The sequence below is a fragment of the Altererythrobacter sp. GH1-8 genome, assembly GCF_043702085.1.
GTDB lineage: Bacteria > Pseudomonadota > Alphaproteobacteria > Sphingomonadales > Sphingomonadaceae > Erythrobacter.
In genome coordinates this window covers 279102-304722 of the sequence record NZ_CP171690.1, presented here as the reverse complement: position 1 = coordinate 304722, position 25621 = coordinate 279102, and the positions used below count along the sequence as shown (strand labels likewise).

The window sequence follows — 25621 nt, the reverse complement described above, 5'->3', positions numbered from 1 at the left end:
GAAAGTCGGGTTCAACAGGAGGTTAGATGCCGCCCATCGTGTAATCGAACCCTGCCTCGGCCAACCCGCTGCAAAGCTCCGCCATACAGGCATCGAGGGCGCCCTTGTCGGTCGAGCGGACGACAAAGTTGGACCCGACCCTACCTTGCCTAAAGAAGGGATAGCTCCCGATTTGACAGGCCTCATGCGCTTGCTCAACCTTACACAGCATGACTGCAACCTCGCTTTCCGGGATGAAGCCGCCAACGGTTTCCGCGATCAGCGGAGCGCCCCCTTCGAGCTCTCCGGTGAGCGCATCGAGCATTCCCGCCGTAATGTGCGGGACGCCTGCCATCAGGAAGATATTGCCAAGCCGGATGCCAGGCGCACCGGACATGCGGTTAGGGATCAACTCTGCCCCTTCCGGGACACGCGCCATGCGCAAACGACCTTCATTGAGGCCGCCTTTGTCCGCATAGTATTTCTCCAGGATGGCGCGCGCTTCGGGGTGGACCATGACCTCGACGCCGAGCGCTTTCGCAACAGCATCGACGGTGATGTCGTCATGTGTCGGACCAATCCCGCCAGTGGTGAAGAGATAGTCATTCGCGGCCCGCAACGCATTGACCGCTTCCACGATGCGTTCTTCGACATCGGGCACGACCCTGACCTCAGCCAGCCGGATGCCCTGCACCTGCAGCCAGCTTGCGACCTGCGCGATATTCTTGTCATGCGTGCGACCAGACAGGATCTCGTCACCGATGATGACCAGCCCTGCGGTCCAGATTTTGTCTGAAGAAATCATGTGAGCGGGTTAGGCGAGCGAGAAGCGAGAGGAAAGCCCTATTCCGCCGCCACAAGCTGATGCTCTTCACTGACGGCATGAGGCCGTTGGAAAGTCAGTATGCCATCGTCGATCCGTGTCCGGCTCATGATCCTACGGTCCTCGAGGTAATCCATGCCGAGCTGCCACGGCCATTGTGACCCATTGCGCGGCAGGATATCCAGCGAACGCTTGATGTAGTTCGAACTAAGATTGAAGAATTCCTGCGGCTCAATCCCGTGATCGGCGGGGAGGACCGGGGTCGCGATCTGCGTCCCGGTTGCCCGCATGTGATTGAGCACTTGGCAGATATATTTGCACACCACATCCACTCGCAGCGTCCAGCTGGCGTTCGTATAACCAAAGAAGGTCGAGAAGTTGGGGATGTTGGAGAACATGCAGCCCTTGTAATAGAAGTGGTCGTGCCAGTTGATGGCCTTGCCATCCACGCTGACGGCAATCTTCCCGGCCATCGCAAGCTGCAGCCCGGTCGCGGTTACGATGATCTCGGCAGGCAGGCGCTCGTCCGATTTGAGGACGACATCCTTGCCTTCGAACCGGTCTATTTGGCCAGTCACGACAGCCGCGCTGCCGTCATTGATGGCATTGAACAGGTCATCGTCCGGAATAAAGCACATCCTTTGTTCCCACGGCCTGTAAGGCGGGGTGAAATCCTCGGTGCGATATTTCTCGCCGAGGCTCGCCTTCGTCATCTTGGTGAGGCTTTCGGAAACCTGCTCGGGATGGGTTTCGCAGCGCTTGATCAGCCAGTCGGTCAGCTGGATATTGCGCCAGCGGATGATCTTGTAGGCCCAGCTCTCCGGCAAGATTGCGCGAAGCACTTTCGCCATCTTGTCCTGGGTCGGGATGTTGCGGATCCAGGTCGGCGTGCGCTGCAGCATGATGACGCGCTTGGCTTGCTTGGCCATCACCGGAACGATCGTAATCGCGGTCGCGCCAGAGCCAACGACCACCACATTCTTGCCTGTGTAATCGAGATTTTCAGGCCAGAATTGCGGGTGCAGGACCTGCCCTTCGAACCGCGAGAAATCGAAGCCTGCATCATACGCCTGATCGTAATCATAATAGCCTGTGCCAAGGTACAGCCACATGGCCGTCACTTCGCGCCGGGTGCCATCGGACTCAACCACCACATGCCAGCGCGCGTCTTCGTGCCGGAAATCGGCTGAAATGACTTTCTGGCTGAACTGGATGTGGCGGCGGATGTTGTGCTTGTCGATCACGTCATTGAGATAGCTCTTGATCGCCTGACCGCTGACAATGCGTTCTTCGCTGCGCCATGGCTCGAACTCGTAGCCAAAGGTATGCATGTCGCTGTCCGTGCGAATGCCGGGGTAGCGGAACAGGTCCCATGTCCCGCCAAGGTCATCGCGCGCTTCAAGGATTGCGTAGGATCGATCCGGGCAGCTCATTCCCAAATGGGCGGCGATCCCGATGCCGGAAATGCCAGCACCGACAATCAGGACGTCGAAATCTGCGACCGCAGCGTTCATGATTTCCCTCTCACTTGCTGACACAGGTGTAAGCGAGCCAGCCTGCAAAAGCGAGTCACGATTGCATTTTGCAACTGACTAACGAGGCAGGCTCAGCTAGGGCGCGCACGATGTTGAGACGCAATCACCTGATTCTGGCCGCTTCCTTGTTCCCGCTCGCTCAGCCAGCGATGGCTCAGGAGGAGCCGAACGCAGATCGGGAAGAACGCCCGGACCCGATTGTCGTGACTGGCCAGGGGCTGGGCGATGCGCCGTCAGTTGCAGCCTATGCCTCGAGCGAGATTACGCGCGATGATCTGACTGCGGTACCATCGGGTCGGATCGAGGAAGCCCTTGGCGCAATTGCCGGCTTCCAGCAATTCCGCCGCTCGGACAGCCGCTCGTCCAACCCGAGCGCGCAAGGCGTTACTCTACGGGCGCTTGGCGGGAATGCGACCAGCCGCGCGCTCGTCCTGCTGGACGGCGTGCCCATGGCAGATCCGTTCTTTGGCTACATTCCCCTGAGCGCAATCGCACCGGAACAGCTTGCCCGTATCCGCGTAACCCGTGGCGGCGGATCTGGTCCATTCGGGGCTGGCGCGCTCTCCGGCACGATCGAGCTCGAAAGCGCGGGCGTCGAATCCTTGTCACCTCTGGCAGCCAGTGCGCTGGTCAACGATCGCGGCGAAACCGAAGCCAGCGCAAGCCTTGCGCAGGAGCTTGGTACAGGCGGACTCGTTGTCAGCGGAAGGTGGGATCGCGGACAAGGCTTCTTCACGACACCACAAGACCAGCGCATCCCGGCGACTGCACGAGCGGGCTTTGAGAGTTGGTCGCTTGGCGTTCGCTCAGTGGTATCGCTCACCCCGGATATAGAACTGCAAGCCCGCGCGATCGCCTTCCGCGATGAACGCACCTTACGTTTCGATGGGGCGGATTCCTCGAGCGAGGGGCAGGATGCAAGCATTCGCCTGGTCGGAAAGGGCACATGGCAGTTCGATGCGCTCGCCTATGTTCAGGCGCGCAACTTCTCCAACATTGTCATCAGCTCGACCCGCTTTGTGCGCGTGCTTGACCAGCGAAACACGCCGTCAACCGGACTTGGCGGCAAACTCGAAATTCGCCCGCCCGTGGGCGATGCACACACCCTTCGGATCGGAGCAGACTATCGCCGCGCAGATGGCGAATTGCAGGAAGAGGCTTACAGCGCCTTTTCTGGGGTCCTTACCGAACGGCGCTGGGCCGGCGGCAACACTAGCAATCTCGGTTTGTTCGCGGAAAATGACTGGCAAGCGGGTCCGCTGCTCCTGACCGGAGGGTTGCGCGCGGACTACACCCGTATCGCGGACGGATTCTACCGCGCGGAAAACTCAGCTGGAAATGTCATCAGTGACATCACCGCCTCGGACCGCAGCGACTGGCGGCTGAGCTGGCGCGGAGGCCTCCGCTACGAACTCAGCAAGAGCGTTGCGATCAGGGCCGCAGGCTACACGGGTCTGCGCCTGCCGACCCTCAACGAACTCTATCGCCCGTTTGTTGTCTTTCCGGTGGTCACCCAGGCCAATGCCGAGCTCGAAGCGGAGCGTCTGGAAGGCCTTGAAGTCGGAGCCGATATCAGGCCGTTTGATGAGTTTTCTCTCTCGCTCACTGCTTTCGACAACGAAGTCGAAGGGGCTGTTGCTAACGTGACACTAGCCTCCAACCTGCGCCAGCGCAGGAATATCCCAGCCATTTCGGCTCAGGGCATCGAAGCGTCAGCAGAATGGGAAATCGGCTCGTTCGAGCTCAAGGCCTCGGCAGTCTGGAGCGATGCTGAAATCAAGGGTGATGACGCCTCTTTTGAGCTCAGTGGGAATCGCCCGCCGCAAGTGCCCCGCTTTGCTGCCTCGGCCACAGGCAGCTGGAGCAGCCGCGACGGCTGGCGCCTTGCTGCGCAACTGCGTCACACTGGCGCTCAATTCGAAGACGATCTCGAGACCGATCGCTTGCGTGCGGCCACGATCCTGTCTGCTTTCGCTGAAATACCGATAAGGCAAAAGCTGCGCTTTATACTTCGCGGAGAGAACCTGTTCGATAAGAAAATCGTGACGCGCAACTCGGACGGGGCGGTCGATCTTGGTGCGCCCAGAACTATCTGGATAGGATTACGCTACGGCATCTGAGCCTTGCGGGACGCGATGTGACAATTTTGCATCGCTTTGTCCGCAAGTCGCGGCAAGCCCTTGTAAGATTCCGACATTCCCTGATAATCTGAAGCGATAACGCATCAAAAAAGGTGCGCGCCTGTGGAGAGGGAAATCATGGAACGTAAGCTTGCATCTTATGCAGCAGGATTGCTGGTCGGCACCTGTCTTGCATCCCCGGCATTCGCACAAGACACTGATACAGAGGCGCAAGCGCCTCAGGCGCGCGACAACGTTATCATCGTGACGGCAACCCGCCGCGCCGAAGACGTTCAGGATATTCCGATCGCTGTGACCGCGGTCTCGCCTGAACAGCTGGACAAGCAGGGCGTTGTCAACGTCCAGAACATCTCTCAGGTCGCCCCCAGCTTCTCATCCTCGAACGCGCAGCTTGCTTCGGGCTCCGTGGTGTTGCGGATCCGCGGTGTCGGCACGACATCGAACAACATCGGGTTTGAAAGCGCAGTCGGGATTTTCGTCGATGGAGCCTACCAGTCGCGTCCCGGTGTCGCATTGTCTGAATTCGTCGATGTAGAGCGCGTTGAAGTTCTGCGCGGACCGCAGGGGACGCTGTTCGGTCGCAACACCTCGGCTGGTGCGCTCAACATCACCAACCGTCGTCCTGATCTCGGTGAGTTCGGCGGCTTTGCGAATGCGACCTATGGCAACTTCGATCTGATGAGCTTGCAGGGTGCAGTCAATGTGCCTCTGATACAGGATACACTCGCACTTCGCGTTACCGGCGCCTATCGCGAGCGCGACGGCTTTTACGATTTGATTGACCGCAACGGAAATGACGTTGGTGAATCCAACGCAATCGATCAGCACTTGCTGCGTGGGCAGCTTGGGTGGGAAACCGAAGGCGGAATTCGCGGACGTCTGATCGTCGATTATTCCAAGAGCAACGCGCCCTTTGGTGCGGCGCTCGAAGTGCTGCAATCTCCTGTTGAGACAGCTGGCCTCTTCAATCTTGTCGGGCTCGGTCCGCGCGGCGGCATGGCGGCCCCGGATGTCGCAACCAGTCCTAATGATGTCGTCGGCGCACAGGCGGCGGTCGACGACCGCATCTCAACCGTCAACTTTGAACCGACTACCAAGGTGAAGAACTGGGGCGTGACAGGGGAAATCGAGATCCCGGTGGGCGACAATGCAGACTTGATCTACATCGGCTCCTATCGCGAGTTCGATGCGACCGAAGCATACGACTCCGATTTCTCCGGCCTCGACGTGTTCGACGTGACAGGCAACTTCACCAACATCAAGACGATGACGCACGAGCTGCGCCTTCAAGGTGAAGCGATGGACGGCCGATTGACCTGGATGGTCGGCGGCTACTATGCGGATGAAAAAATTGCGCAGGAAGTGAACTTTGCGCTTGGCGCAGATTATGGCGAGTTGATCGGCGCGCTGCTTTTTGCGCCGACCGCTGGTGCCTTTGGCCCCAACCCTTTGACAGTCATTTCAGGCGTCGATCCTGCGGGCACGACCAATACGAACCTTTACTCGCAGGATTCAAAGAGCTGGTCGATCTTCACCCATAACACGTTTGAGATAACCGATGGTCTCGACTTTACCGTGGGCCTGCGGTGGTCGGACGAAAGCAAGGATGGCGCGTTTGCCCAAGGGGACAACGCCAACGCACTGTGTCCGGCGCTGCTTGGGACGCTCAATCTCGCACAATTGCAGCAGGGTAATCTCGTCTTTGGGCCCGCTCCGGCGGCGTTGGGCCCCACGCTTCTCGGCACTGGCTGTTTCGCTTTCACCGCTCCGGCCGACTTGCCGCTCGCGGCATTCCTGCCGCTCCCTCGGACATTCGATGACAAGTTCAAGGATGACGAGCTGATCTGGACGGTTAAACTCGGGTATGAAATCACACCTGATGTAAGCACCTATGCGAGTTTCACGCATGGCTACAAGTCAGGTGGTTTCAACCTCGACTCGACGGCAGCGGCGGGCGGGGCAGATCCGCGCTTCGCCTCCGAAGAAGTCGATGCATACGAAGTGGGGATGAAGGCGCGCTTCCTCGATGATGCCGTCACGCTGAATGTCGCTGGCTTCCACGAGGAATTCACAAACTTCCAGGTGCTCGAATTTACCGGAGCGCAGTTCCAGACTTTCAATGTGCCGAGCGCAAAGACCACTGGTGTCGAGATTGAGTCGGTCATCAGGCCGGACGACCATTTCACCTTCAATGCCGCAGTAAGCTATACCGATGCGCGCTATCCTGAGAATTGCGCAGGAGATCAGACGGCGGTCAATGTGGTGGCATTGTGCGGCAATTCGTTGACCAACAACAACGATATCGTTGCAATCCTGGGTGCGAACTACGAACGTGAGGTTGGTAACAATTTCCGCTTCTTCATCAACGGCCAGGCGCGCCTGGAAAGCGATGCTCGCACCTCCACCCAGGCGGTGATCCTGCCCTCGGCAGCACAGATTGCAGCTGCTGGAGGAGTTCAGGCAGCAGTCGATGCCGCTGCTCCGCTGCCGTTTGACGAGCAGGATGGCAATGTAAAGGTGAACCTGCGTGCAGGGATCGGGGCCGAGGATGAGAGCTGGACCCTCGAAGTATGGGGAACGAATATTACCAACGAAGTGACGCGAGGCGTTACCTTCAACACAGTGCTTCGTTCGGGTTCACGTTCAGCCTTCATCCTCGAACCGCGCACCTATGGTGTCACGCTTCGAACCAAGTTCTGATCGCAAAAACGTCCTTCGGGAGAGGGCAACAAGAAAGGGCGGCAGGTATTCCACCAGCCGCCCTTTCTTGTTTTGTGACGCTGCAGACTTCCCGCCCCGCCACCAACGCGTACCGGTTAGGTTTGGTGGCCGGGCGGTGAGGTCAGTAATTACATAGATCTTGCGATCAGCATCTTCATGATCTCGTTTGAGCCACCATAGATACGCGCGATGCGGGTATCGCGGTACATCCGCGCAATCGCATAGTCGTTGATATATCCTGCGCCGCCATGGAACTGGAGGCACTTGTCGACGACTTCGCTTTGCAGCTCTGTCACCCAGTATTTCGCCATGCTGGCGGTGGGCACGTCGAGCTTGCCTTCGAGCAGCTTGGCGATGCAATCATTAACGAACACTCGCGCTGCCGTGCCGCGCGCTTTCAGATCGGCAAGCGTAAACTGCGTGTTCTGGAAGTCCCAGATCGTCTGGCCGAACGCCTTGCGATTCTTGACATACTCCACCGTGACATCGAGCGCCTTTTCGATGCCGGTTATGGCGTTCATCGCGATGACGAGGCGCTCTTGCGGCAGTTCACCCATCAGCTGATAGAAGCCCTTGCCCTCGACCCCGCCAAGCACGTTGTCACTCGGCACAAACACATCATCAAAAAACAGTTCGGAGGTGTCCTGCGCATCCAGTCCGATCTTGTCGAGCTTCTTGCCGCGTTCGAACCCTTCCGCGCCTTCGGTCTCGAGCAGCATCAACGAGATGCCCTTGTGCCCTTCGCTGGGATCGGTTTTGGCGACGACGATGATAAAGTCCGCGGTCTGGCCGTTGGAAATCCAGGTCTTGGACCCGTTCAAGCGGTAGCCATTGCCGTCTTTCAGCGCGGTGGTCTTGATGCTCTGCAAGTCAGACCCGGCATCGGGTTCCGACATAGCGATTGCGCTGACGAGTTCGCCGGTCACCAGTTTGGGCAGGTACTTCTTTTTCTGCTCCTCAGTGCCGTGGCGCACGAGATAGGGCAGGATGATCGTGTTGTGCAGGCTCGCCGCAAAGCCTTCAACACCGTGCTTGGCCTGCTGGTCGATCACGACCATGTCATGGCGGAAATCGCCGCCGTGCCCGCCATATTCTTCCGGCACTGACACGCCAAGCAGCCCTGCAGCACCCGCTTCATTCCAGAATTCGCGTTCGACTTGGCCGTCCTCGCGCCATTTTTCGATCCGCTTCTGCGGAGCGTGCTGCTGATAGAATTTGCCGACTGCATCCGCGAAGATCGCGATTTCTTCGTCTTCCATGAAGGCGGGTTGGGGTACGTCGATAACGGGCATTAACTCTCTCCTGTGGAGCGCTCGGGTGGCTTGGCGCTCAAATCAAAAACGCGCTCTTACTTACCCTTCCAGTTCGGCTTGCGCTTTTCGGCAAAGGCTGCCGCGCCTTCACGCGCATCTTCAGAAACGAACACTGGCCCAATCAACTTGGCTTGATTGTTGTAGCGATCTTCCATCGCCCAGCCGCGCGATTCCTTCATGATCTGCTTGGAGACGCGCACGGCAAGCGGTCCGTTGGCGGCAATGCTTGCAGCCAGTTCCAATGCGCCGTCGAGCGCCGAGCCATCCGTCACGCGGTTGATCAGGCCAAGCTCGTAAGCGCGATCCGCGCCGATGAAGTCGCCCGTCAGTGCCAGTTCCATTGCGATCCGTTCCGGGATCTGGTCCGGCAGCATCATGACGCCGCCCGCAGCCGCGACGAGCCCACGCTTGGCTTCGGGAATGCCGAACTTCGCATCCTTGTGCGCGACGACGAGGTCGCATGCGATCATGAGCTCCAGCCCGCCAGCCAGCGCATAGCCTTCGACCGCCGCGATCAGCGGCTTTGCAGGCGGGGCCTGTACGACGCCGCCAAACCCGCGGCCTTCGACCGTCGGGGATTCGCCGCGAAGGAATCCTTTCAGGTCCATGCCAGAGCAGAATGTTCCGCCCGCGCCAGTCAGGATACCAACGCGCAGATCGTCTTCCGCATCCAAACGGTCCATCGCCGCTGCTATGCCTTCCGCTGCAGCTTTGCTCATCGCGTTCTTGGCTTCCGGACGGTTGATCGTAACGATCAGGACGCCGTCCCGCACTTCTGTAAGAACTTCTTCAGCCATCAGGCACTCCCATTTTATTTCGAAACTCAATTCTTGTGCAAGTGGTGCGCAACGTTTACGGAAACGTCAACCGCAAACTTCTTGTGAAGAGAGGATTCCCATCATGGCTGAGGCCTATATCGTTGACGCAGTCCGCACACCGCGCGGCATTGGCAAGCAAGGGAAAGGCGCACTCGCCACGGAGCACCCGCAGCATCTTGCGGCAACAGTCCTGAAGGCGATTGCGGAGCGCAATTCGCTCGATACCTCGACAGTTGATGACGTGATCTGGTCGGTCTCGACGCAAGACGGCCTGCAGGCCGGTGACCTCGGGCGGATGGCGGCGCTTGATGCAGGCTATGACGTGACGAGCTCTGGCATGACGCTCGACCGGTTCTGCGGCGGCGGCATCACGTCGGTCAACCTCGCAGCCGCGCAAGTGATGAGCGGCATGGCCGATTGCGTGGTCGCAGGCGGCACGGAGATGATGAGCCTGACTGCCGCCATGACCAAGGAAAAGATGCAAGCAGGCATCAAGCCCATGATAATGGGCAGCTATAATGAGCGGCTGCAGAAGGTTCACCCGCAAAGCCATCAGGGCATTTGCGGCGATGCGATTGCGACTATTGAAGGCTTCACGCGCGAGGAACTGGACGAGGTAGGCTATCGCAGCCAGCAGCGCGCGGCGCAGGCTATTGCCGAGGGCCGGTTCGACAAGTCCGTGGTGCCAGTCGTGGCCGATGACGGCACAGTGATCCTCGACAAGGAAGAGTATCCGCGTCCGCAGACAACTCTCGAAGGTCTGGGCGAACTGGAGCCAGCTTTCACAAAGATTGCGGACGTCCCACTCGACGCCAATGGCACGACCTTCCGCAAGCTGATCAACCAGAAATACCCTGATCTCGAGATCAAGCACTTCCACCATGCGGGCAATTCCTCCGGCGTGGTCGATGGCGCAGCAGCGGTGCTGGTGGCGAGCAAGGAATATTGCGAAGCCAATGGGCTCAAGCCTCGTGCGCGGATCGTGCAGACGGCCAACATGGGCGATGATCCGACGCTGATGCTCAACGCCCCGGTGCCCGCTGCAAAGCGGGTGCTGGAAAAGGCAGGCATGAGCATCGAGGACATAGACCTGTTCGAAATTAACGAGGCCTTCGCGGTCGTCGCTGCTAAGTTCGTGCGCGACCTGGGGCTCGACTGGGACAAGGTCAATGTGAATGGCGGCTCCATTGCGCTGGGCCATCCGATTGGCGCAACAGGGTCGATCCTGATTGGTACGATTGTTGACGAGCTGGAGCGGCAGGACAAGCGCTATGGCCTGGTCACCATGTGCGCTGCAGGCGGCATGGCGCCTGCCATCATCGTGGAGCGCGTCACTGATTTTGTCGACTAAGGCCGATTAGTCATGATCCCGGACAATACGCCCGTCATAATTGGCGTTGGCCAACATTCCGAACGTCCGCAAGACGCAGGATATGAAGCGCTGTCCCACATGGATATGGCCGGGCGTGCCTTGCAGGCAGCGATTGATGACTGCCGGGCCGCTCAGCCTGTCGCTCCTGAAATCGAGCTGATCGCTGCGCTCAGGCAGTGGGAGAATTCCTATTACGGTGCGCCATCGCCGTTCGGACGCTCAAACAATCCGCCTCGCTCGATTGCCAGGCGAGTAGGTGCGGATCCGGAACGGGCGGTGCTTGAAGTCACCGGCGGTCAGGCGCCGCAAAAGCTGGTCGGGGAGATCGCTGAGCATATCGCGCATTGCGAGTTTGAACTTGCGGCGATTGTCGGCGCGGAAGCGGTTTCGACGGTCCTAACGCTGCTTGGTCAGGGCCATCAGCCTGACTGGTCGGAAGAGATCGAAGGCGAGCTGGATGATCGCGGCTACGGCTCGGAACGGATATTCGAGAAGGAGTGGCTCAAGCATGCGACACTCGGCGTGATTGGCGGATATGCCTGCGTTGATAATGCGCGCCGGCATCGGCTGGGGCTCTCGCTGGATCAGTATCGCCAGCAAATGGGCGAGCTGTTCGCGCCTTTTACGAAAGTGGCGGCTGCCAACCCGCATTCCGCCGCGCCGGTGGTTCGCAGCGCTGAAGAGCTTGCCACGGTGACAGAACGCAACCGGATTGTTGCAGAGCCTTATACCCGCATGACGGTTGCGAGAGACCAGGTCAATCAGGGCGCAGCTATCCTGATCTCTTCAGTCAGGAAAGCGCGAGAGCTGGGCGTTCCGGAAGACCGCTGGGTGCATATCCATTCTGTGGCCACTGCCAATGAATTGAAGGTCCTGCGCCGCCCCGACCTGTCACGCAGCCCGGCGTCGACTGCTTCAGTCGAGCGCACGCTGGAGTTGTCCGGGCTCGATCTTGGCGGCGTCCGTTATCTTGATCTCTACAGTTGCTTTGCCGCCCCGCTCTTCAACCTTACCGACCATTTCGGCTTGTCAGCAGACGATCCGCGCGGACTCACGCTGACCGGCGGCCTGCCGTTCTTCGGAGGCCCCGGAAATAACTATTCCAGCCATGCGATTGCCGAGGCAGTTGCGCGGTGTCGTGCTGATCGCGGTGCCTATGCGCTCGTAGGAGCAAACGGCGGTATCCTCAGCAAATATGCGACGGGAATCTATTCTACTGAACCTGCCGATTGGAACAGTGCGGTACGCTATCACCGGATGTCGATTCCGCAGAGGCCCGAACCCTTGGACAGCGCGCCCAAGGGCGACGTGACGGTGGAGACTTATACTTGGTCGGTCGACAAGGATGCGGACAAGGTCCGAAGCTCTGTCATCGTGCGCACGGCTGATGGCAAGCGCGCCCTGATCCGCCCGGATCACAGGGACGCCGCCACCCGAACTCTGTTTGAGAGCGGTAAGCCGTTCGGCGTAAAGCTGGTCGTCGGGCAGGACGGGCACGGCGCGAATATCGGTCGCGTATCAGCCTGAACCCGTGACTCGGCGATCCGCCATGCCCCTTTGACAAACGCATAGGCCTCGCGTATTTAGTTACAAACGTAACCATTTTGACGAGCGAGACACCAGCGCAATGACTAAGCACCCGCAAGACCTGTTTGAAAATCCCACCGGTCTTGATGGCTTCGAATTCGTCGAGTTCTGTGCCCCTGAAAAGGGTCAGCTTGAGCCTGTCTTCGAAGCGATGGGCTTCACGCATGTCGCAACACACCGCTCCAAGGATGTCCATCTGTGGAGGCAAGGGGGGATCAACCTGATCGCGAATTACGAGCCGAAGAGTGCCGCCTGGTACTTCGCTCGGGAACATGGCCCAAGCGCTTGCGGTATGGCGTTCCGTGTTCGCAATGCCGCAAGGGCGTGGGATCACCTGATGGCGCAGGGCGCAGAGCCGGTCCAGGTCACGACTGGTCCAATGGAACTGAAATTGCCCGCCATTCGCGGCATCGGCGGCGCCATCCTCTATCTGGTCGATCGCTATCCCGATGAGAACGGCGAAGGCCTCTCGATCTATGACATTGATTTCGACTACCTGCCCGGGGCCGACAAGCATCCCGAAGGCGCAGGCTTCAAGCTGATCGATCACCTGACCCACAACGTCTACACGGGTCGGATGAAGTACTGGGCGGACTATTACGAAAGCCTGTTCAACTTCCAGGAAATCCGCTTCTTCGACATCAAAGGCGAGTATACGGGCCTGACATCGAAAGCGCTGACCGCACCCGATGGCAAGATCCGCATCCCGCTCAACGAAGAAGGGGAAGGCGGCAAGGGCCAGATCGAGGAATTCCTGCGTGAGTTCAACGGTGAAGGTATCCAGCACATCGCGCTCATCTGCGACGATCTCGTCACCTGCTGGGATCGGCTCAAGAGCTTCGGCGTGCCCTTCATGACGGCACCGCCTTCAACCTATTACGAAATGCTCGATCAGCGCCTTCCGGGGCATGGCGAAGACGCAGATGCACTCAAGATGCGCGGCATCCTTCTGGATGGCACGACCGAAGGCGGTCAGCCGCGCTTGCTGCTGCAGATCTTTGCTGAAGCGCAGGTTGGCCCGGTGTTCTTCGAATTCATTCAGCGCAAGGGCGATGACGGTTTTGGCGAAGGTAACTTCAAGGCGCTGTTTGAAAGCATCGAGCGTGACCAGATCGCGCGCGGAGTGCTTGACACGAAGGCGAAGGAACCAGCCGAATGAGCGCTGCCGTAAAGCCATCAGGCATCCATCACGCCGCCTATCGCTGCAAGGACGCGAAGGAAACGGTCGAGTGGTATGGCCGCGTTCTGGGCATGGAATACACCACTGCCTTTGCCGAAGACCGCGTGCCCTCGACCGGCGAATATGATCCGTACATGCATGTCTTCCTGGATGCAGGAAACGGCAACATCCTCGCGTTCTTTGAACTGCCCAACCAGCCTGACATGGGCCGCGATGACAATACGCCCGCATGGGTCCAGCACCTCGCCTTTCGGGTCGCATCGGAAGAAGAATTGCTGGCTGCGAAGGCGCATGTCGAAGCACAAGGCATCGATGTGCTCGGGCCGACGCATCACGGCATTTTCAAATCGATCTATTTCTTCGACCCGAATGGCCACCGTGTGGAGCTTGCGGCCGATATCGGCACTGACGAGCAATATGCGGAATTGAAGCGCGTCGCGCCGCTGATGCTCGACGAATGGAGCGAGACAAAGAAAGCGCCGCGCCATGCAGACTGGCTGCATGAGATCGCGCGGCAGGAACACGGGGTGGACTGAACCGTCTCCAAGGCGCATTAGCCAGACAAGGTTACAGATAGGAATTTCATGAAACTCGCAACGCTCAAGGATGGCACGCGCGACGGTAAGCTCGTCGTCGTCTCGAAAGACCTCACGCGCTATTGCGCGGCTGACAACATCGCATCCACCTTGCAAGCGGCGCTTGACGACTGGGCCAATATCGCGCCCAAGCTCGAAGTGCTTGCGATGGATGTCGAACACGAAGCCGTGCCGTGCGAGCGGTTTCATGAACGCGAAGCGCATTCGCCCTTGCCGCGCGCCTATCAATGGGCCGACGGCAGTGCCTATATCAACCACGTCGAACTGGTGCGGAAGGCACGCGATGCGGAGGTGCCGGAAAGCTTCTATCACGATCCGCTGATGTATCAGGGCGGCAGCGACAGCTTCCTTGCCCCGCGCGACGACATCCCCTTGGGCGATGTTGCCTGGGGCTGCGATATGGAAGGCGAAGTTGCAGTGATCACTGATGATGTCCCTATGGGCGTCTCAGCCGAGGACGCAGCGGATCACATCAAACTGATCATGCTGGTGAACGATGTCTCCTTGCGAGAATTGATCCCGGGCGAACTCGCCAAGGGTTTCGGCTTTTTCCAGTCCAAGCCATCAAGCGCCTTCTCTCCGGCCTGTGTAACGCCCGACGAGTTGGGCGATGCGTGGCAGGACAGCCTCGTTCACCTGCCGCTGATGGTCGACTACAATGGCGAAGCCTTTGGCCGCGCCGAAGTCGGCAAGGATGCGACCTTCAACATGGCGCAGCTCGTCGCGCACGCCGCGAAAACAAGGTCGCTCGGCGCTGGGACGATCATTGGCTCGGGTACGATAAGCAACAAGGGCGCGGATGGTGGGCCGGGAAAGCCGGTCTCGGATGGCGGGCTCGGCTATAGTTGCATCGCCGAAATCCGCATGATCGAGACGATCTATGACCGCGCGCCGAAGACCGCTTTCATGAAACCTGGAGATACTGTCCGCATCGAAATGCGCGACAAGGACAAACACTCGATCTTTGGCGCAATCGAGCAGAAGGTGGTCAAAGCCTGAATTGGATCAGCAGTTGCGCTCAATCAAGGGCGCGAGCTCAGTCTCGTTCTCCGCAAGGCCCATATCGCACGCTTGTCTACCGGCAGCATCGCGAAGTGGAACGCATCTGAAACGAGCGCCCTTTCCATGCGCAGCCAACATGACAGCGTTGAAGGTCACGTAACGCATATCGTGCCGCGCCCGGCGCACGAAGCGCGATTCCCAACGTCCAGGTCCGGCCAGCAGAGTGGCCATCTGGTTGCGCCCTTCCCGTGTGCTCAGCACTCCCCCTGCGCAATCATCCTGAGACGCAATTCAGGGGGTCGGAGCCGAGCGCTTCTCTTGGGGGCTTGTCACAAGTCGCAGCGCGCGCCATGCCTTCCTTCACAACATGCCTTTCGTCACAAAGGGAGAAGGATTTGATGTCGGAAGTGTCTGGCCCGCTGACAGGTCTGAAAGTCGTTGAATTTGCCGGGATCGGGCCGGGGCCTCATGTCGCTATGCTGCTGGCTGATCTTGGAGCGCAGGTCGTCCGGATTGAACGTCCCGGCACGCGGGTGGTCAATGAAGTGGTGGAGCGAGCGCGCCACCGTGCTACCATGGATGTCAAGAGCGAGGACGGCAAAGCCTTTTGCCTTGACGCTCTTCAGGCGGCTGATGTCTTGATCGAAGGCTTTCGGCCCGGAGTGATGGAGCGGCTGGGCTTTGGCCCTGATCAAATGCTCGCGCTCAATCCGCGGCTCATCTATGCGCGCATGACTGGCTGGGGGCAGGATGGGCCGCTCGCGCAGGCGGCTGGCCACGACATAAATTATATCGCGATCACGGGCGCTCTCGCGGCAGTCGGCCGCGAAGGCGACACCGCTGTGCCGCCGCAAAACCTTGTCGGAGACTTCGGCGGAGGGTCGATGTATTGCGCCTTCGGTATCCTCGCTGCGCTACTCGAGCGCGAAAGGAGCGGACAGGGGCAGCTTGTCGACGCTGCGATCGTCGATGGCGCAACAAGCTTGATGAGTTTCTTCTTTGGAGTACGCCACTTGTCCCATCTCTCGACCGAGCGTGGCAAGGGAATGCTGGGCGGGGCAGCGCATTTCTACCGCTGCTATGAATGCGCTGACGGGCGCGAAATCTCTGTTGGTGCGATCGAGCCACAATTCTATGCAGAATTGCTGGAGCGGATCGAGGCTCCGGCAGAATTGCGTCACGGTCAGATGGACCCTGCAAACTGGGAACACTACACCGCGAGATTGGCCGCGCTGTTCAAGACCAAGCCAGCGGCTGAATGGGCTGAGCTGCTTGAAGGTTCAGATGCCTGTTTCGGCCCTGTCTTGTCGCTCGAAGAAGTGCGCGAGCACCCACACATGCAAGCGCGCGGTGCCTATATTGAGCAGGATGGCACCTGGCATACAGCACCTGCGCCGCGTTTCAGCCGAACGCCTGGTGCGGTTCGGGCAAGCGCAACGGATGGTGTTGACGTGGTAGAGCGCTGGAAAGCGGAAGGGTAAGCCATCATGGCAGGCAGGTATTTCGATGAATGGCAGGTTGGCGACCGGATCGAGCACGAAATTCGCAGAACCGTGACGGAGACGGACAACCTCCTGTTCTCAACCATGACGCACAATCCGCAGCCTCTCCACCTTGACGTAGAGGCTGCCAAGGCGAGCGGTTTCGGCCAGATCCTCGTCAATTCCACTTTCACGTTTTCGCTGCTGGTTGGCTTGTCGGTTGGAGATACGACGCTTGGTACTCTGGTCGCCAATCTCGGTTTCACCGATGTGGTAACCCCCAAGCCGGTCTTCATTGGCGATACCCTGCGTGCCTCCAGCGAAGTCAAGGAATTGCGCGCTAGCAAGTCACGACCTGATGCCGGGATCGTGACCTTTATTCACGAGATGCACAACCAGCGGGACGAGCTTGTCTGCCGCTGCCTGCGCAGCGCCTTGCTGCAAAGGAGGCCGGCTGACGTCGCGTCTAACAGGATTTCTTAGGTCTCGCTTGACGAGACCGCTTTCTCAGGCTCATTCTGAGATTAATAAGACGTTTCTGGGAGGGAACGATGCGGGGACTTTCCGCAAGATTAGCGCTGACACTCAGCGTCGCGATGGTGCTGTCAGGTTGCAGCAACAAAGCGGCGCCAGAGCAACAGGGCAATGGCGAAGGTACGATTGAGCTCGCTGAATTTCCCGACCGGCCGTACTGGGGCGATACGCACCTCCATACAGACATTTCGGGAGATGCATTCGGGTTTGGGGTGAGGCTAGGCTCGGAAGAGGCACTGCGCTTCGCCAGCGGCGAGGAAGTTGTTTCGACTTTCGGCGTGAAAGCTCAATTGGCGCGGCCATTGGATTTTCTCGTCATTTCCGATCACTCCGACGGGTTGGGTGCGTTGAAGCGCATTTACGATGCTCCTCGGATTGCCTTGCGCGACCCCACGCTGCGGCGCTGGCATGACATGATGCATGAAAGCCCCGAGCAATCGACACTTGCGGCGGCTGAGATCATCGATCGCGCCGCCGCCAATGATTTTCCCGCGGCAATGGCAGAAAACCGCGAGGAGACCATTACATCGGCCTGGCACAATCAACTCGACATCATCGACCGGTACAACCGCCCCGGCGTCTTCACGGCGATGGGCGGCTTTGAATGGACTTTGATGCCTGACGGGAACAATCTCCACCGAGTGGTGATGTTTCGAGACGGGTCGGAACTCACCAAGCAGATTCTGCCCTATCCCGGCTTTGGGACCACCGTCCAAGGCCTTTGGGACTTTATGGAGTCATACGCTCAGACCACTGGTGGCCAGGTTCTTGCCATTCCGCATAACTCAAATCTTTCCAATGGCTTGATGTTCGAACTGACTCTCGCCGATGGTAGCCCAATGACCGAAGAATATGCCAGGCGGCGCGCTCGCCTGGAGCCAGTTGTCGAAGTGACTCAAATCAAGGGTGACAGTGAGAGCCATCCTTTTCTGTCACCGAATGACGAATTCGCGAGCTTCGGGATTGCAGGCTGGGACAAGGCAAACCTCAATACCGAGCAAGCGACCGCGCCAAGCATGTACGCGGGAAGCTATGTCAGAGAGGCCTTGAAGCGCGGGCTTTCGCTTGAAGAACGGCTTGGCGTGAACCCCTATGCCTTCGGAGTGATTGGCTCGACGGATAGCCACACGGCCTTTTCGACGGGTGACGAAGCCAATTTTTACGGCAAGCATTCGGGCAATGAACCGGTCAACAAGGAGCGGGCCATCAAGCCGCAAAACCTCGGCACGCGCGACGGGCGTTTTGGCTGGCATTACCTCGCAGGCGGCTATGCGGCCGCCTGGGCACGTGGCAATACCCGCGCGGAAATCTTCGATGCGTTCAGGCGGCGTGAGGTCTATGCGACAACGGGGCCGCGGATGGTCGTGCGCATGTTCGCAGGCTTTGATTTTACTCACAAAGACTGGAGCGGCGACTGGGTCCGGGCAGGGTACACACGCGGCGTTCCGATGGGCGGAGAGCTCACCGACCAGGGCGACGCTCCCGTCTTCATGATCTCTGCGCTCAAGGATCCCGACGGCGCAAATCTTGATCGTATTCAGGTGGTTAAGGGGTGGGTCGACAGCGCTGGTGCCATGCAGGAACGCGTCTTTGATGTGGTGTGGTCAGACATGGACAAACGCAAGCGGGCCGGCGGCAAGGTGCCAGCGGTTGGCGACACCGTGGATCGGAGAAATGCGAGCTATACCAATATGATAGGTTCTGCTTCCTTGCAGGCGACCTGGACTGACCCGGATTATGTTCAAGGCCAGCGCGCGTTCTATTATCTGCGCGTGCTTGAGATTCCCACGCCCCGCTGGACGCTGTATGATGCCAAGCGCTTCGGCATCAAATTGAGCCCGGAAGCCATGGCCGATGCGGTCGCGCAAGAGCGCGCCTATTCCTCCCCGATCTGGCTCAGGCCGGCCCGCAAGTAGCTGTGCAGGGCTGGCTCAGGGAACCGCTTGTCCATTTCCTCGCAGGAGGGGCGCTGCTGCTCGCCCTCTTCGCGTGGAAAGGAGAGCCGGCTGACCCTGCAAGCCGGGAGATTTCCATTAATTCCGAGGTACTTGGCGCCATTGCAGGCGGCTTCGAGGCGCAGATGGGCCGGGCCCCGACCGATGCTGAACTCGATAGTCTGACTCAGCGATATGTGCGCGAGGAAGTGCTGTATCGCGAGGCTTTGCGGCTTGGTCTGGACCAGGATGATGCGATTATCAGGCGGCGGCTCGCGCAGAAGATGGACCTTATTGCAGCGGCTCGGGTGGATGCGGCTTTGCCGGCGGATGAGGTTCTTGAGGACTGGCTCACATCGCATCCTGCGAGGTTTGCAGACGAAGCCAGATACACGGTAGATCAGGTAAGGTTTGAGGAAGAACAAGCCGCTCATGAAGGGATCGAAGCCCTTCGAGACGGAGCTGACACTGGACGATTTGCATCAACGCTGGACCTGCCATCGAGCATGTCTGACGTGCGTCGGCGCGAATTGCTTGACCGGTTCGGAACTCAGTTTGTGCGCGAACTCGATGGATTGGAGGCAAGCTCCGATTGGCAGGGCCCGATCCCTTCCGGCCTTGGCTGGCATGCCGTCAGATTGCGCAGCGTGAGAGCCGCCGAGCTGCCACCCCTCGATACCATTCGCGAGCGGGTTCTCGCCGATTGGCGTGCCGCTACCGCTGCGAAGCGCGAAGAAGAAGCCTATCAGCTTCTGCGCGAAGCCTACACGGTCGATATCGAGCGATGAGATGGCTGTTTGCGGCTGTACTCGCGCTGCTGGCGCACCCCGCGCTGGCAGATGAAGTGCGGCCCATGGCGCTTGATTTCACGGAGCAGAGCGCATGCCAATGGACCCTGACATGGAAGCAGCCCGTCGCAACCGGCGCGGCCGCGTTCGTTAAAGTGCAACCACCTGACAATTGCGCGTTCATTGGCGAGCCGATCGTTCGCCGGGCCAACGCCGCCTATCTCGGCAGCGCAGAGCTGCAATGCGAGGGTCCCGTCGCCGGGAAAGGCTTTGGGCTTGAGCAAATGGCACCAGGCTCCGATGCGCTGCTGCGGGTCGCGCCGCTTGACGAACCAGTGCAGAGCCTGCGGCTGAGCGCGAGCGAGCCGAGCGCGACGATCCTTGCAAAGCCAGACCGCGGACAGGTGCTGCGAAGCTATTTCGTGATCGGGGCGGAGCACATCCTGATGGGATGGGACCATCTGCTGTTCGTCATCGCGCTGGTGCTGCTGGTGAAGCGCGGCTGGGCAGTGGTGAGCGCGGCAACCGCCTTTACCGTTTCGCACTCGATCACTCTTGCCGCCAGTGTGCTTGGTTTCGCTGGCTTGCCGCAAGGGCCGGTCGAAGCACTCATCGCATTGTCGATCCTGTTCCTGGCGGTAGAACTGACCAGGACAGACCGCGAGACATGGACAAGGCGCTGGCCTTGGCTCGTCGCATTTGCCTTCGGGCTGCTCCACGGGTTCGGCTTTGCCGGGGCCTTGTCGGAAATCGGCCTGCCGCAAGGCGAAGTGCCAGCCGCCTTGCTGGCCTTCAATCTTGGGGTTGAGGCTGGCCAGATCCTCGTGATCTTGGCGGTGCTGGCCTTGCGCGCCAGTGTCGCCAGACTTGCGCCCAAGGCAGAGGCACCCGCACTCAAGTTCGCGACCTACGCAATCGGAATCATCGCAAGCTACTGGTTGTTCGACCGCGTGTTGTTCTAGAGCACGCCAATCGTGTCACCAGGGGGTGTAGCAGGCGATTTGAATGTGCTGGTCGAACAGCTTGGGCTGATCCTCCTCGTCGCCAACGGATCAATTGCGTCGATTGGCATTTCACGCGGGACCCGCAGAGGCATTTCAGGCGTTCGTTATCTTGCGATTCACAGTCCCGCGCTTACATTGGAGTTTCCAAGAAGGATTCCACGACGATGAACCATGAGAACGATCCGCAAGAGCCGCGTCCGGAGGGCCCCAATCCCTGGATGAAAAGCCTCATGATCTGGGGCGGAATATTCCTCGCTCTGCTGCTGGTTGTTTCCATGTTCGGCAATGCCAGCCAAACGCCTGCGACGCAGATTTCCTATTCCGATTTCCGCGACAAGGTAGCGGAAGGTTCGGTCAAGGAAGTGAAGATTGCGCCGGACAGGATTTCCGGCGTGCTGAAGAATGACAGTACGTTTTCGACGATCCCGGTTCCCAATGACAACACGCTGACCCCGCTGCTGGAAGAAAAGAATGTCGTCTATTCCGGGGTTGAGGCGGAATCGACCAATGTCCTGTTCGTTATCCTGATCCAGATCCTGCCGTTCCTGCTGATCCTCGGAATCGCCTTTTTCGCCCTGCGCCAGGTCCAGAAGGGCGGCGGTGGCGGCGCGATGGGCTTTGGCAAGTCGAAGGCCAAACTGCTGACAGAGCGTCAGGGCCGCGTCACGTTTGATGACGTCGCGGGCATTGATGAAGCGCGCGAAGAGCTCGAAGAGATTGTCGAGTTCCTGAAGGACCCGCAGCGCTTCTCCAAGCTCGGCGGCCAGATCCCCAAGGGCGCGCTGCTGGTCGGCTCGCCCGGTACCGGTAAGACCCTGCTCGCCCGCGCGATTGCAGGCGAGGCAGGGGTGCCCTTCTTCACGATCTCAGGCTCTGACTTTGTCGAAATGTTCGTCGGCGTCGGCGCAAGCCGCGTGCGCGACATGTTCGAACAAGCGAAGAAGAACGCGCCTTGCATCGTCTTCATCGACGAGATTGACGCGGTCGGTCGCCATCGCGGCCACGGCCTCGGCAATTCCAATGACGAGCGCGAGCAGACGCTGAACCAGCTGCTGGTCGAGATGGACGGCTTTGAAGCCAATGAAGGCATCATCATTATCGCAGCGACCAACCGCCCTGACGTGCTTGACCCGGCGCTGCTGCGTCCGGGCCGGTTTGACCGTCAGGTCGTGGTGCCGATCCCCGATATTGATGGGCGCGAGAAGATCCTGGGCGTCCACATGAAGAAAGTGCCGCTGGCGCCGGATGTGAACCCGCGCACCATCGCACGCGGAACGCCCGGGTTCTCCGGCGCGGACCTCGCAAACCTCGTCAACGAAGCGGCCTTGCTCGCCGCGCGGCGCAACAAGCGCCTCGTTGCGATGCAGGAATTCGAAGACGCGAAGGACAAGGTCATGATGGGGGCGGAACGCCGCTCAATGGTCATGACCGACGACGAGAAGAAGATGACCGCCTATCACGAGGCTGGCCATGCGATCGTCTCTGTTCACGAGGAAGCGTCGGACCCGATCCACAAGGCAACCATCATTCCGCGCGGGCGCGCGCTTGGCATGGTGATGCGTTTGCCGGAGCGGGACAGCTATTCCTATCACCGCGACAAGATGCATGCGAACCTCTCGGTCAGCATGGGCGGCCGTGTGGCGGAAGAGCTGATCTTCGGCCACGACAAGGTCAGCTCGGGCGCAAGCTCCGACATTCAGTATGCGACCAGCCTGGCGCGCAACATGGTCACCAAGTGGGGCATGTCCGACAAGCTGGGGCCGCTGCAGTACGAGGAAAGCCAGGAGGGCTATCTCGGCATGGGTCAGACCGCGCGGACCATGGCGGGCGCGGAGACGAACAAGCTGATCGATGCAGAGATCAAGGATCTGGTCGAAGGTGCGCACAAGCGCGCGACGCAGATCCTCAAGAAGCATGAAGACCAGCTCCACCTCCTTGCACAGGCGATGCTGGAATATGAAACGCTCAGTGGTGACGAGATCAACCAGCTGCTGGAAAACGGCAAGATCGACCGCCCGGATCATCCGGTCGGCCCGGTCACGCCGCAGCCCGTGCCAGGCTCTGCTGTGCCCAAGGCCGGCAAGAAATTCGGTGGTGGCGGTACTGCACCGCAGGGCGCGTAGGTAGCCACGCCAAAAGAATTGAAGGGCGCCGGGAGCGATCTCGGCGCCCTTTTCTTGTGCCTTTTCTTGTGGCTGTGTCAGCCCGTGCCGAGCAGCAGCAGTACTTGGACAAAAATGATCAGCACCGCGAGTATCCCGATCATCAGCAGTGACAATCGCCAGAGAGCTGAGAAGCGCGAGAGATCGTACGTTGCGCGCAGCTGCTTGTAGATGTGGAGCGGCGGGATGATCAGCGTTGCCAGTGTGACAAGCCCTTCAGGAAACCCGATCTTCTCCAATACGGATAGCAGGACAAACAGCAGCGACATGAAGGCGAGCGAATAGGTCACGAAAATCGCGTGATCATACGCCTTGAACCGCCTCTTCCAGGAGAAAATCAGCCACACGAACGGGATTGAGAGCGGGATCAGCAACCAGCTGAATTTATACGCATTGGCCTGCAGCTTGTAGAGCATAAGCTCTGGGTTTTCCTGCCATTTCTGGACGACCTTTGAGATGACGGGGATGTCGGACGCCGCGACATCGTCGAACCTGCTGCGTGCCACGTCGACGCTTTGTGCGGTTTCGCTTTCCGCATCAGCATCGCTGGCAGGCAGACGCGCATCGCCAGAGGTCTTTAGCCATTCCGACATCGGTATTTCGCCGGCGAGCAGTTTCAGTTCAGCATCCAGGTTCGCCTTCTGCCTGCTGAGACTCGCCCGCTCCTCATCGGTCAGTGTCGGACTGGCAAGCTGGGCTTCGACCTCTGCCAGCTGCGCGGCCACCCGCTCCGCTTCTTCTGTCGCAAGTTCACTGACTGCTGCGGGCGGATCCGCCTCGGAAGTCACAGGCGTCGTCAGCCCGAACATCTGGAAAACGGCGAACATCAGGAACACGCTGAACAGAAACATCGCCATCGGTCCGACGAATTTGGCCCGCTCGCCTTCGATATAGCGGCGCGTCAATTGGCCTGGCTTGAACAGAAGCAAAGGCAGGGTGCGCCAGATCTTGCCGTCCAGGTGGAGAACGCCGTGCATGATTTCATGCCCGATCGCGCTGAGGCTGCGGTGCGTTTCGGCTTTCTGGCCGCACTGATGGCAATACGCGCCTGTTAATTGCGTCCCGCAATTGAGGCAGGTCTTGGCAGATGTTTCGCCGTCCTGTGCCGTTTCGCCAGCTCTGGGCTCAACCGCGCGAGCGAGCAGGCCGCCTTCGGCCGCAGTCCCCAACCCATCCGTGAAATCGCCCATGCCTGTCCCCTTGCCCCAGACCATAGAAGATCGAAGGCAGCCCAATCAACGTCTGGAAGGATCAGCGCTTCGCCAGCTTGCGTTCAATCGCTGTCCAGAGCCGGGCGAAGGCCGTCGCTGCGGGGCTCCGCGCATCGAACGCACCGACCGGCTCTTGCCGCACCGCGCTTTGCTCGACCGCGCTGGCTGCAGGAATGAAGGGCCAGTCCGGGTTTGCCTCGCGCGCTTCCTGATGCAGTTTGCGCCGCATATCGATCATGGAAAGCACGGGGAGGATGGGCGGGTGGCCTTTCCCGCTTTGCTTGATCGCTGCGACGACCGTGTCGAAAGCTCGCGATGAAAGGGGGGAAGGGGGCAGCGGCACAATGATCAGATCGCTCGCCCGGAATACCTGATCACTGAGCTCATTCAGTACCGGCGGGCAGTCGAATATGATCCGCTCATAGTCCTTGTCGAGCCTTGCCGCGATCTTTGCGAGCCGCTTGCGCTTGCCAAGCCGGTCGAACTGCCGGTCAAGCGTGCGAATGCTTTCATCAGCCGGGAGCACATGGAGGTTCTTGAATGCGGTCTTGCGCGCCAGCTTCCCGGGATCACGGTCCATAGCGATCACGGAACGGGCATCGCGTTTTTCTCTGGGTTCCACGCCGAACAGGAAGCCCGAACCATTCGCCGGGTCGAGGTCCCACAACAACGTCCGGCGGCGCGAGATTTGCGCAGAACACCAGGCCAGGTTTGCTGCCATGGTGGTCTTTCCGACGCCGCCTTTGACGCTGTAGATCGCGATCCGTGCCATGCTTTCCTGTTATTCAGTCCGCGCGTGCGGGCTTTGCTTCACTCCTATACGCGCGAGCTGTGTTGCAGTTTCGTGACCCGCTGCAAAGTCATGCCGGATTACAGAGACGTGCCTGTCACGATGCGAGACACCGAGGTTCATCGGCGGCCCCAATGAAAAAGGCCGCCCCAATGGAGCGGCCTTTGATCAAGGAAAACCGATTGCGGGGATCAGATCACCCGTCGTAATCGCTCGCAAGTGTGGTCGTACGGGTAGGCGCCGATGCGGTGATCCGCAGCGCTTCGGCGGATTGGCTCAGCGAGCCGATCTCGTCCGCGTCGTCTTCGTCATCCGGCAGGATCTTCTGCAGATTGATCACGATCGCTTCGTGGAGTTCCTTGGGCTTGATCGTCTGCTCAGCGATCTCACGCAGAGCGACAACCGGATTCTTGTCGCGATCGCGATCAATGGTCAGCTCGCTGCCGCCGGAAATCTCACGCGCCCGCTGAGCGGCCAGCAGGACGAGATCAAAACGGTTTGGAACCTTGTCGACACAATCTTCGACGGTAACGCGCGCCATAGGGCACTCCACTTGCAACTTGAGTGTTGGAAAGGGCAGGCTGTTAAGGTGCAAGAGGCTCGGAGTCAAGAAATTGCGCTATCCTTGCCGCTTCGACTAAAGGGCAAAG

At 59.4% G+C, this 25621-nt stretch carries 21 protein-coding genes; 13 read left to right on the top strand and 8 right to left on the bottom strand.

The window, feature by feature from the left end:
• Positions 1-22: 22 nt before the first annotated feature.
• Both ACG9DO_RS01535 and ACG9DO_RS01530 read right to left on the bottom strand, forming a co-directional pair.
• Positions 23-784, bottom strand: coding sequence for a competence/damage-inducible protein A (locus ACG9DO_RS01535; protein WP_394729957.1), 762 nt, complete (start codon positions 782-784; stop codon positions 23-25).
• Positions 785-822: 38 nt separating this feature from the next.
• Positions 823-2316 carry a flavin-containing monooxygenase gene (locus tag ACG9DO_RS01530; RefSeq protein ID WP_394729956.1) on the bottom strand — a complete coding sequence of 498 codons (1494 nt, stop codon included), beginning with the start codon at positions 2314-2316 and terminating at the stop codon, positions 823-825.
• 110 nt (positions 2317-2426) lie between these two features.
• Here ACG9DO_RS01530 and ACG9DO_RS01525 point away from each other — a divergent pair, with 110 nt between their 5' ends.
• On the top strand, positions 2427-4457 hold the full coding sequence (locus ACG9DO_RS01525; protein ID WP_394729955.1) for a TonB-dependent receptor: 2031 nt from the start codon (positions 2427-2429) through the stop codon (positions 4455-4457).
• A 138-nt stretch (positions 4458-4595) separates the two neighbouring features.
• Positions 4596-7178 (top strand): TonB-dependent receptor, encoded by a 2583-nt coding sequence (locus tag ACG9DO_RS01520; protein ID WP_394729954.1) that lies wholly within the window; start codon positions 4596-4598, stop codon positions 7176-7178.
• Positions 7179-7327: 149 nt separating this feature from the next.
• Here ACG9DO_RS01520 and ACG9DO_RS01515 read toward each other — a convergent pair whose 3' ends face one another.
• Both ACG9DO_RS01515 and ACG9DO_RS01510 read right to left on the bottom strand, forming a co-directional pair.
• Positions 7328-8491: an acyl-CoA dehydrogenase family protein gene (locus ACG9DO_RS01515; protein WP_394729953.1), complete on the bottom strand. Its 1164-nt coding sequence runs from the start codon at positions 8489-8491 to the stop codon at positions 7328-7330.
• A gap of 56 nt (positions 8492-8547) precedes the next feature.
• Positions 8548-9309, bottom strand: coding sequence for a crotonase/enoyl-CoA hydratase family protein (locus ACG9DO_RS01510; RefSeq protein ID WP_394729952.1), 762 nt, complete (start codon positions 9307-9309; stop codon positions 8548-8550).
• Positions 9310-9412: 103 nt separating this feature from the next.
• On the opposite strand from ACG9DO_RS01510, the gene ACG9DO_RS01505 reads away from it, so the two are divergent.
• The 5 genes from ACG9DO_RS01505 (at position 9413) to ACG9DO_RS01485 (ending at position 15064) form a co-directional block, all read left to right on the top strand.
• Complete coding sequence (locus ACG9DO_RS01505) at positions 9413-10681, top strand: acetyl-CoA C-acetyltransferase (RefSeq protein WP_394729951.1); 1269 nt, start codon at positions 9413-9415, stop codon at positions 10679-10681.
• A 12-nt stretch (positions 10682-10693) separates the two neighbouring features.
• A complete protein-coding gene (locus ACG9DO_RS01500) occupies positions 10694-12229 on the top strand; it encodes an acetyl-CoA acetyltransferase (protein ID WP_394729950.1) in 1536 nt (511 codons plus the stop codon).
• A 100-nt stretch (positions 12230-12329) separates the two neighbouring features.
• Complete coding sequence (gene hppD, locus ACG9DO_RS01495; RefSeq protein WP_394729949.1) at positions 12330-13448, top strand: 4-hydroxyphenylpyruvate dioxygenase; 1119 nt, start codon at positions 12330-12332, stop codon at positions 13446-13448.
• A complete protein-coding gene (locus ACG9DO_RS01490) occupies positions 13445-14005 on the top strand; it encodes a VOC family protein (protein ID WP_394729948.1) in 561 nt (186 codons plus the stop codon). The genes hppD and ACG9DO_RS01490 overlap by 4 nt, the downstream gene beginning before the upstream one ends.
• A gap of 48 nt (positions 14006-14053) precedes the next feature.
• On the top strand, positions 14054-15064 hold the full coding sequence (locus tag ACG9DO_RS01485) for a fumarylacetoacetate hydrolase family protein (RefSeq protein ID WP_394729947.1): 1011 nt from the start codon (positions 14054-14056) through the stop codon (positions 15062-15064).
• A 6-nt stretch (positions 15065-15070) separates the two neighbouring features.
• Here the strand turns inward: ACG9DO_RS01485 and ACG9DO_RS01480 are convergent, their stop codons facing one another.
• Positions 15071-15298 (bottom strand): hypothetical protein, encoded by a 228-nt coding sequence (locus tag ACG9DO_RS01480; RefSeq protein ID WP_394729946.1) that lies wholly within the window; start codon positions 15296-15298, stop codon positions 15071-15073.
• A gap of 167 nt (positions 15299-15465) precedes the next feature.
• Here ACG9DO_RS01480 and ACG9DO_RS01475 point away from each other — a divergent pair, with 167 nt between their 5' ends.
• The 6 genes from ACG9DO_RS01475 (at position 15466) to ftsH (ending at position 22931) form a co-directional block, all read left to right on the top strand.
• Positions 15466-16548 (top strand): CaiB/BaiF CoA transferase family protein, encoded by a 1083-nt coding sequence (locus ACG9DO_RS01475; protein WP_394729945.1) that lies wholly within the window; start codon positions 15466-15468, stop codon positions 16546-16548.
• Between the two features lie 6 nt (positions 16549-16554).
• On the top strand, positions 16555-17031 hold the full coding sequence (locus ACG9DO_RS01470; protein WP_394729944.1) for a MaoC family dehydratase: 477 nt from the start codon (positions 16555-16557) through the stop codon (positions 17029-17031).
• A gap of 68 nt (positions 17032-17099) precedes the next feature.
• On the top strand, positions 17100-18998 hold the full coding sequence (locus ACG9DO_RS01465) for a DUF3604 domain-containing protein (RefSeq protein WP_394729943.1): 1899 nt from the start codon (positions 17100-17102) through the stop codon (positions 18996-18998).
• A gap of 2 nt (positions 18999-19000) precedes the next feature.
• On the top strand, positions 19001-19804 hold the full coding sequence (locus ACG9DO_RS01460; RefSeq protein ID WP_394729942.1) for a peptidyl-prolyl cis-trans isomerase: 804 nt from the start codon (positions 19001-19003) through the stop codon (positions 19802-19804).
• The gene (locus tag ACG9DO_RS01455) at positions 19801-20766 is read left to right on the top strand and encodes a HupE/UreJ family protein (protein WP_394729941.1); all 966 of its coding nucleotides are present in this window, start codon (positions 19801-19803) and stop codon (positions 20764-20766) included. The genes ACG9DO_RS01460 and ACG9DO_RS01455 overlap by 4 nt, the downstream gene beginning before the upstream one ends.
• Positions 20767-20972: 206 nt before the next feature.
• The gene (gene ftsH, locus ACG9DO_RS01450; protein ID WP_394729940.1) at positions 20973-22931 is read left to right on the top strand and encodes an ATP-dependent zinc metalloprotease FtsH; all 1959 of its coding nucleotides are present in this window, start codon (positions 20973-20975) and stop codon (positions 22929-22931) included.
• A 77-nt stretch (positions 22932-23008) separates the two neighbouring features.
• Here the strand turns inward: ftsH and ACG9DO_RS01445 are convergent, their stop codons facing one another.
• The 3 genes from ACG9DO_RS01445 to rpoZ form a co-directional block, all read right to left on the bottom strand.
• On the bottom strand, positions 23009-24160 hold the full coding sequence (locus tag ACG9DO_RS01445; RefSeq protein ID WP_394729939.1) for a DUF3667 domain-containing protein: 1152 nt from the start codon (positions 24158-24160) through the stop codon (positions 23009-23011).
• Between the two features lie 61 nt (positions 24161-24221).
• Positions 24222-24953 (bottom strand): ParA family protein, encoded by a 732-nt coding sequence (locus tag ACG9DO_RS01440; RefSeq protein WP_394729938.1) that lies wholly within the window; start codon positions 24951-24953, stop codon positions 24222-24224.
• Between the two features lie 214 nt (positions 24954-25167).
• Positions 25168-25512: a DNA-directed RNA polymerase subunit omega gene (gene rpoZ, locus ACG9DO_RS01435; RefSeq protein WP_394729937.1), complete on the bottom strand. Its 345-nt coding sequence runs from the start codon at positions 25510-25512 to the stop codon at positions 25168-25170.
• Between the last annotated feature and the right edge of the window lie 109 nt (positions 25513-25621).

Excerpts from the sequence above, each read along its gene's own strand:
- ACG9DO_RS01475 (WP_394729945.1), top strand. The coding sequence starts at position 15,466 with ATGTCGGAAGTGTCTGGCCCGCTGACAGGTCTGAAAGTCGTTGAATTT.
- ACG9DO_RS01465 (WP_394729943.1), top strand. The coding sequence starts at position 17,100 with ATGCGGGGACTTTCCGCAAGATTAGCGCTGACACTCAGCGTCGCGATG.
- ACG9DO_RS01490 (WP_394729948.1), top strand. The coding sequence starts at position 13,445 with ATGAGCGCTGCCGTAAAGCCATCAGGCATCCATCACGCCGCCTATCGC.
- ACG9DO_RS01535 (WP_394729957.1), bottom strand. The coding sequence starts at position 784 with ATGATTTCTTCAGACAAAATCTGGACCGCAGGGCTGGTCATCATCGGT.
- ACG9DO_RS01500 (WP_394729950.1), top strand. The coding sequence starts at position 10,694 with ATGATCCCGGACAATACGCCCGTCATAATTGGCGTTGGCCAACATTCC.
- ACG9DO_RS01445 (WP_394729939.1), bottom strand. The coding sequence starts at position 24,160 with ATGGGCGATTTCACGGATGGGTTGGGGACTGCGGCCGAAGGCGGCCTG.
- ACG9DO_RS01510 (WP_394729952.1), bottom strand. The coding sequence starts at position 9,309 with ATGGCTGAAGAAGTTCTTACAGAAGTGCGGGACGGCGTCCTGATCGTT.
- ACG9DO_RS01505 (WP_394729951.1), top strand. The coding sequence starts at position 9,413 with ATGGCTGAGGCCTATATCGTTGACGCAGTCCGCACACCGCGCGGCATT.
- rpoZ (WP_394729937.1), bottom strand. The coding sequence starts at position 25,512 with ATGGCGCGCGTTACCGTCGAAGATTGTGTCGACAAGGTTCCAAACCGT.
- ACG9DO_RS01525 (WP_394729955.1), top strand. The coding sequence starts at position 2,427 with ATGTTGAGACGCAATCACCTGATTCTGGCCGCTTCCTTGTTCCCGCTC.
- ACG9DO_RS01530 (WP_394729956.1), bottom strand. The coding sequence starts at position 2,316 with ATGAACGCTGCGGTCGCAGATTTCGACGTCCTGATTGTCGGTGCTGGC.
- ACG9DO_RS01470 (WP_394729944.1), top strand. The coding sequence starts at position 16,555 with ATGGCAGGCAGGTATTTCGATGAATGGCAGGTTGGCGACCGGATCGAG.
- ACG9DO_RS01455 (WP_394729941.1), top strand. The coding sequence starts at position 19,801 with ATGAGATGGCTGTTTGCGGCTGTACTCGCGCTGCTGGCGCACCCCGCG.
- ACG9DO_RS01440 (WP_394729938.1), bottom strand. The coding sequence starts at position 24,953 with ATGGCACGGATCGCGATCTACAGCGTCAAAGGCGGCGTCGGAAAGACC.
- ACG9DO_RS01520 (WP_394729954.1), top strand. The coding sequence starts at position 4,596 with ATGGAACGTAAGCTTGCATCTTATGCAGCAGGATTGCTGGTCGGCACC.
- ACG9DO_RS01480 (WP_394729946.1), bottom strand. The coding sequence starts at position 15,298 with ATGGCCACTCTGCTGGCCGGACCTGGACGTTGGGAATCGCGCTTCGTG.
- hppD (WP_394729949.1), top strand. The coding sequence starts at position 12,330 with ATGACTAAGCACCCGCAAGACCTGTTTGAAAATCCCACCGGTCTTGAT.
- ACG9DO_RS01485 (WP_394729947.1), top strand. The coding sequence starts at position 14,054 with ATGAAACTCGCAACGCTCAAGGATGGCACGCGCGACGGTAAGCTCGTC.
- ftsH (WP_394729940.1), top strand. The coding sequence starts at position 20,973 with ATGAACCATGAGAACGATCCGCAAGAGCCGCGTCCGGAGGGCCCCAAT.
- ACG9DO_RS01515 (WP_394729953.1), bottom strand. The coding sequence starts at position 8,491 with ATGCCCGTTATCGACGTACCCCAACCCGCCTTCATGGAAGACGAAGAA.